This window comes from Ruminococcus sp. CAG:330, assembly GCF_000437175.1.
In the GTDB taxonomy this organism is placed as follows: Bacteria; Bacillota; Clostridia; order Oscillospirales; family Ruminococcaceae; genus Ruminococcus_C.
The window spans coordinates 1-7155 of record NZ_FR898013.1 but is presented as its reverse complement, the minus strand read 5'-3'; the positions used below and the strand labels follow the sequence as shown (position 1 = coordinate 7155).

The window sequence follows — 7155 nt, the reverse complement described above, 5'->3', positions numbered from 1 at the left end:
CCTACGCACCGCAGTGGGGCAGAATGCACTGGGGACACGCTGTCAGCAAGGATCTGGTGAACTGGGAGGAAAAGGGAATCGCCCTGTATCCTACCAAGACCGATGACCGCAGCGGCTGTTTTTCCGGCAGTGCTGTGGAGCAGGACGGAACGATGTACTTGTATTATACCGGTGTCAACTATCTGGAGGAGGATCCGGAGAACATTAACCACTGCAAGAACGATCAGTTTCTCTCAGCACAGATGATGATCTCTTCCGCAGACGGCATGACTTTTGATAATGTTCATGACAAAAAGACGATCATTCCCTCCATTGCAGAAGGTAAGATCGGCAGCAAGACGCACACCCGTGACCCGAAGGTATGGCGTGGAACAGATGCATGGTATATGGTACTGGGAAGCTCTGTTGCCAAAAAGGGCAGACTGCTGATTTATCAGAGCAAGGATTTGCAGAACTGGAAGTATCTCAGTCACGTGGAAAAGGACAACTTCGGCTGGATGTGGGAGTGTCCGGACTATTTTGAGGTAGATGGCAAGGGCATCACGGTGTTTTCCCCCATGGCTTTTTTGAACGATGGAAAAACGTATGATTCCGCAGCGATCTGTCTGTTCTCCGCATTCGATGAAGCGACCGGAACGATGCAGCTTGCAGATGACGTTCAGTTTCTGGACTATGGGCTGGATCTCTATGCCCCGCAGAGTACGACGGATGAAGATGGCAATCGTATTGTTATTGCATGGATGAGAATGCCGCAGGCAGTAGACGGTAAGTGGAACGGCATGATGTGTATTCCAAGAGTGGTTTCGGTGAAGAACGATCGCATTTATTTCCGCCCTCATCCGCATATCCAAAACGCTTTTACCAAGGAGATCTCTTCGCCGGAACAGGCGGGCAAGTCTGGCTATCTGGTAAAGACCTCGCTGAAAAACGGCGAGTGCATCAGCATTGGCGGATACCGGATCTGGCGGGAACAGGACAAGCTTTTCACAGATCGCTCTGCTGTATTTGTGAAAGACGGCAAATATCGATTGACTGCGGAAACACCGGTACTCAGGGACGGCTGTGAACTGGAGATCTATGTGGATTCCAATTTGATCGAAGTCTATGCCAATCAAGGCGAAGCGGTGATCAGCAGTGTGGTATACGGGTTGTCGGATGTAGTCACTGGCGAAGCATATACGTTGTATACGACAGAGTGAGGGGAATGCAGTGAAAAAATATGATGTAACAGCTTTGGGTGAACTGCTGATCGATTTCACCGAAAGCGGAATCAGTCCGCAGGGAAATCCCTTGCTGGAAGCGAATCCGGGCGGCGCTCCCTGTAATGTGCTTGCCATGCTTTCCAAGCTGGGAAAGCGTACTGCATTCATCGGAAAAGTCGGAGCAGATATGTTCGGCAGGCAGCTTTCCGAAACCATAAAAGAGGTTGGAATTTGTGCAGACGGCCTGGTGGCAGATGCAGGTGTTCCGACGACGCTTGCCTTTGTGCATACCTTTGCCGGTGGTGAACGGGAGTTCAGCTTTATTCGCAATCCGGGTGCGGACATGATGCTGACCAGACAGGAAGTGCGTACAGATTTGATTCAGGATTCCAGAATCTTTCACTTTGGCACGCTTTCCTCGACCCATGCAGGCGTTCGGGAAGCCACCAGATTTGCCATAGATACCGCAATAGAAAGCGGAGCGATGCTCTCCTTTGACCCGAATCTGCGGGAACCGCTCTGGAACAATCTTGAAGATGCAAGAACCGAAATCGAATACGGGTTCTCCAAATGCAATCTTTTGAAAATCTCAGACAATGAGGTGGAGTTTATGTTCGGGCATTCGGACTATGACCGGGCAGCAAGAGAACTCTTGGAAAAGTATCCGCAGATGCAGCTGATCTGCATCACACTCGGCGGAAACGGAAGCTGTGCTTATACGAGAAATGCAGTGGCAAAAGCACCAGTCTATGATGTGAAATCCGTGGAGAAAACTGGTGCGGGAGATACATTTTTCGGTTGCGTACTGAACTATGTGCTGGAGCATGAAGTGGACAAGCTCACGAAAGAGCAGCTTCTGGAGCTGCTGCATTTTGCAAATGCCGGAGCATCACTGGTAACGATGAGAAAGGGTGCGTTAAAGGTGATGCCGAATCGGCAGGAAATCCACGGCTTGATGAGATTGGAAAGCCTTTCAGAGACATAAGAAGGCTAAGAAGCACATTACTTTTTGCAGGGAATGGCTGCAAAGAGTGATGTGTTTTTTCATGCCTGAAAGGTGTATTTGCCGGAGAAAATCAGCGGGAAACCGTTGACTCCTGAGGGCAGTGGTGGTATAATAGAGAAAACAAGTGGTGTTGTTAGCGGAGCTCTAAACCCTGACAGCGAAAGAGCGGATGAACATGCGCAAAGATATTATGCTGCTGTTCGAAAAATGAAAACAGACGTTTTAAAAATCGCACAGAATACCGGGTTCTCTTCTGAACTTGTACAATTCATAAAAGATTTCATTTTTATGGAGAAACACGGTTTAGGAGACAGAACGGATTACTTTGACCCGGATTATAAAATGGCAGAGTCGTGGCAGCGCTTGATTGATGGAAAAGACATCAAACCGCACGACCTCACACTTCTGAAGCACGAGCAGATGGAACGGAAGCTTATGAAGCAGGGGTATTCCCAAGCCGAAGCACATAAAATCACATCGAAAACATATAATTATGCAAAGGAGGCGTATGAATATTATGATAGCATTGAAAAACATAAAGGCAAATCGTGAAAAGATCACCTGTGAAGCCTATGTAGAAGATTGCCGTACACCGATTTTGCTAAGCTTTGACCGGGCAAAAAATAAAATGGACTCTTTCCAACTCCCAAACGGCTACGCATGGTGTGCATCACATATCCATCACGCCGAAAAGTACTTCTGCGCAGTAGAAAAGTCCGAATTGCCACAGGAGCGGACAATTATGTGGTATTAAAGCGATAAGCATGACTCAGATTTTATTAGAAAATTTCTAAGCGTGTATGCTGATAAAGGTTGGACATCTGGTAAATTTACCGAGATTATAGCCGAATGCTTTTCAGCAAGAGAAAAAAATTCCGTTGCTGATGCAATTTTAGCACTATTGGGGTGATGATTTATGATGTTGCAACCGACAAGTGAACAAGTTGAATTGAGAAAAAAGTTGCTTTCTTCCACAAACGAAAAAGAAAAAGAAATGATCCGAAAAAGGTTGAAAGAAATTGCAATCCAGCAAAGAGAAGCATTAAAAGATTGCCCGTTTGCACATTAACCGAAAGCTTCTCAAAATACCGCACATTTTGAGAAGTAAAACCGAATACAACAAAAAGCATCTCAAACGAGGTGCTTTTTTCATGCCCTGACCACGGGCAAAAACTGGCGGAGGGGCGGAAAATAAGAGCAAGACAGCCTGCGGGTACGGCGCTCTTATCTCACAAATTTAGCGTCTGAGCAATCAGGCGCTTTTTTGATACCCAAATGACGAGAGGAGGACAAACCATGGACGAGGAAACTCAGACCCAGATCACGCCGCAGAACACTGAGCCGACTGCACCGGACACTGCGGCACAGGACGGCCCCAGCAGCCCAGAGCGAAAAGCACAGAAGATCGATGCCCCTATCTTATCTCCCGTTTGGTTCTATCCTAACAAGAAATATTTGACTTGAATTATCATTTCTCAATCTTCTTCAAATCTTACCGATTTGTCATTGACTTTTTGGTAAAACTGCTTTCTTTTTTTGATAAAGTATGATATGATATGGATATAAATGATATCGAATGTGCATGCTGAACAATACGTGCACAACACGAAGGAACAGGAGGGATTTCCATGAGAAAACACAGATCGATTCGTCGGATTCTGGCTTCGGCTACTGCATTTGCCACCGCTTTTTCCTGCTGCTACGCCTATGGGGCATACACCGGTACCGTTGAAAACAGCAGTGTTGTATCTGCGGCATATGGCGTGCGTGGAGAGGGGACGACCGATGACAATTACCAGTACGCTGTATATTATGATTACGATGGTGTAGGAAGCGACTACTGCATAATTCAAGGGTATTCCGGAACAGATGCAGAACTTGTGATCCCATCAGCTGTTACTTATGACGGCACGGAAATACCTGTCACAGAAATAAAACAGGAGGCATTCCGGGACAACACAGCAATTACCTCGGTAACCATTCCGGAAGGTGTTACAAGCATCGGACAAAAAGCGTTCAGCGGATGCACCTCTCTGACGGATGTTTCTCTTCCGAAATCGCTGCAAGAAATTGGCGTAGATGCGTTTGAGAAATGTCCTGTAAAGAGCATCCTGATCTCCGGCGATCTGACCTCCGGACAATATGCTTTTGACAGAGACGCACTCGAAACAATTACATTTGCCGATGGCGTGACAACGATTCCGGAATACACATTTCGATACATGGAAAATCTGAAAACGGTTCATTTTTCTGATACCATCACAGAGATTGGCTCGTGTGCTTTCTGCGGGTGTAAATCCCTGACGGATCTCGTGATTCCGGACAGTGTAAAGACAATCGGGGACAGTGCCTTTGAGGGCTGCACGGGTCTGGAATCTGTTGTGATCGGAAACGGCGTGGAAACGATCGGCAATCGGGCATTTTACGGATATTCTACTGAGGTTCTTGTCAATCTCAAAAAGGTGACATTTGGAAACAGCATAAAAACAATTGGTGCTGAAGCATTCGCAAATTCCGGTATCAGCGGAGCGATTACTTTTCCGGACACGCTTGAAACCATTGGGGAAAGTGCATTCGGCTGGTGTCGCAACATTACTTCTGTCCAGTTCGGCAAGGGAATCAAGCTTATCGGTAAGACATCATTTATCGGTTGCGGTAAACTGATTGAACTCGGTTTCACGGAGGGTATGAGCGATACCGTGATCGGAGAGAGCGCATTTGAAAGCGATCCGATTCTCGGAAAAGTCGTTTTCCCCAGCGGTATCGTCAAAATTGGGGAAAGTGCATTTGACGGTTTCTGGACAACGCCGCAGATCACAGCGGTTGAACTTCCGGATACATTGGAAGAAATCGGAGACTGTGCATTCCGCAGTCAGCCGATCACAAGACTGGTCATTCCTGATTCTGTAACCAGTATCGGCGTTGCTGCATTTGCCGAATGTTCCAAACTCAGAACGCTGAAACTTTCCGAGAATTTAACAGGCATTCCGAGAAATTGTTTTGCGAAAGATTTTGGGCTGGAAAGTGTCGTGATTCCCGACAGCGTCAGGGAAATCGGAACGGCAGCGTTTCAAAGCTGTTCCCTTAGCAATGGTCTGACACTTGGCAGCGGACTGGAATCCATCGGAACATCTGCGTTCGAGTACAGCAGCTGTCCGGTTCTGCAATTCCCTGACAGCGTCAAAGAGATCGGTGACAGTGCTTTCAACGAAAACAAAGATCTTACGAAAATAGAGAATTTTCCAAAATCTTTGGAAATGCTGGGAGAGCGTGCGTTTGGAGCATGCAGCAATCTGACGGAGATTCCTCCGATACCGGCAAAGATCGGGGAGATACCGGACAGTTTGTTCAGCGGCTGTGAAAAGCTGGACAATGTTGTTCTGGAAGATGGCATTACACAGATCGGAAACAGTGCCTTTTCGGAATGTGCACTTACGAAAATCAGAATCCCCGACAGTGTGAAAACAGTACTCAGCGGTGCATTTGCATATAACGATCTTACCGATATTACGATAGGAAAAGGCGTCGAAAAAATCGGTTCAAGAGCATTTGCTGTAAATCCGGCAATGAGCATCGCTGTTCCGGATCATGTGTCTGTCATCGGTGCGCAGGCAATCGGATACGGCATCAATCCCAGAGATCCTTACGGGGATCTGATTCCCATAGAGGGCTTCGTCCTGTATGGTGCGAGCCAGACCGTGAAGGATTATTCTGCGGATTACAACGTAGCATATGAAGAGCCGAGCACGACAACTCCTATTGTAACCACAGTCACAACCACCGAAACAACAACGGAAACTGTCACAACAACTGTAACAACAGAGTCTACTGCAACTACCGAAACAACTGCCGATACCGTCACAACGAAGGATAGCGGAACAACCACTTCCACTGGAAGCGTTACTTCAGCCACAACGACTACCACAATGGAATACTTTGCTTCCGAAGAGGAGCTTGGCAAAATGGCGATGGAAGATTATCGCCAGAAAACAGGGACAATTCCGGCGAAAGCGGAAACGGCCGCAAACGCTGACGGAACGCTTTCCATTGCGCTGTATGATGCGGACGGAAAGCTTCTGGATACCTATGCCATTGACCCTGTGACGGGAACAGGAACAGACAGTGCGGGCGGTGAGGTCAGTCTTCCGCAAACTGGTTATTCCGGCATTTACAAGGTGATCGCAGGACTGGCAGCACTCATGACACTTGGCGGTACGGCAATCATTCTCAAGACCAGAAAAAAACATAGCTAATTCACCCGTAGGAGTGTCGTGTTCCAAGCGGCACTCCTATTTGTAAAAACAAAATGATGAAAAGAAAAGTATTACGGATTTTCGGAATCCTGTTGCTGATCTGTGGGGTTTTGATTCTTTCTCTGTTTGCGTATCGAAAGATCAGCAGAGAGGTATATCTCAAAAGATTGTTGAATGATAATATCAATTTTGAAATCCCATCTTTGCAGATAAAGGTTCCGGTACTTGAGGGAACAGATTCCAAAGCACTCCAAGTATCGGCAGGTCATTTTGAGGGGACTGGTTTGCCCGGACACGGCAACTATTGCATTGCCGGACATAACAGCACGATCTATGCCGAGATATTCAATGCTCTTGACCGAATTCAAATCGGGGATGAGATGTACCTGATTGACAATGATGAAAAGAGAACACGGTACACCTATATTGTGGCGGAATACCATGTTGTTGCGCCGCAATCTGTTGAAGTATTGGATGATTACGGCGACGACAGATTGACGGTAATATCCTGTACAGATGACGGAAAACAAAGACAGGTGGTTGTTGGAATCCTCGAATCATTTCCAAAGCCATAGCCTGCCGGTACGCAAATCAAAAAAACTTAACCGCAAATGAAACCAGCCTGAAGCTCCAGTATTGGAATTTCAGGCTGGTTATTTTAGAGCTTGTATTCATAGGAAATATATGCGGATTT

8 protein-coding genes are annotated in these 7155 nt (G+C 46.8%); all 8 read left to right on the top strand.

Annotated elements, in window-relative coordinates; translation table 11 throughout:
* On the top strand, positions 1 to 1199 hold a 1199-nt coding region (locus tag QZL66_RS02660; RefSeq protein WP_293601792.1), incomplete at its 5' end, for a glycoside hydrolase family 32 protein.
* 10 nt (positions 1200 to 1209) lie between these two features.
* Positions 1210 to 2187 (top strand): PfkB family carbohydrate kinase, encoded by a 978-nt coding sequence (locus tag QZL66_RS02655; RefSeq protein WP_022410221.1) that lies wholly within the window; start codon positions 1210 to 1212, stop codon positions 2185 to 2187.
* Between the two features lie 78 nt (positions 2188 to 2265).
* On the top strand, positions 2266 to 2760 hold the full coding sequence (locus tag QZL66_RS02650; RefSeq protein ID WP_293601791.1) for a hypothetical protein: 495 nt from the start codon (positions 2266 to 2268) through the stop codon (positions 2758 to 2760).
* Complete coding sequence (locus tag QZL66_RS02645; protein WP_022410219.1) at positions 2726 to 2962, top strand: hypothetical protein; 237 nt, start codon at positions 2726 to 2728, stop codon at positions 2960 to 2962. The genes QZL66_RS02650 and QZL66_RS02645 overlap by 35 nt, the downstream gene beginning before the upstream one ends.
* A 162-nt stretch (positions 2963 to 3124) precedes the next feature.
* Positions 3125 to 3277, top strand: a complete 153-nt coding sequence (locus QZL66_RS02640; protein WP_293601790.1) for a hypothetical protein — start codon at positions 3125 to 3127, stop codon at positions 3275 to 3277.
* Between the two features lie 227 nt (positions 3278 to 3504).
* The gene (locus QZL66_RS02635) at positions 3505 to 3672 is read left to right on the top strand and encodes a hypothetical protein (RefSeq protein WP_022410218.1); all 168 of its coding nucleotides are present in this window, start codon (positions 3505 to 3507) and stop codon (positions 3670 to 3672) included.
* Between the two features lie 164 nt (positions 3673 to 3836).
* On the top strand, positions 3837 to 6461 hold the full coding sequence (locus QZL66_RS02630) for a leucine-rich repeat domain-containing protein (RefSeq protein WP_022410217.1): 2625 nt from the start codon (positions 3837 to 3839) through the stop codon (positions 6459 to 6461).
* A gap of 53 nt (positions 6462 to 6514) precedes the next feature.
* Positions 6515 to 7036 (top strand): class D sortase, encoded by a 522-nt coding sequence (locus tag QZL66_RS02625; protein ID WP_293601789.1) that lies wholly within the window; start codon positions 6515 to 6517, stop codon positions 7034 to 7036.
* Positions 7037 to 7155 lie beyond the last annotated feature (119 nt).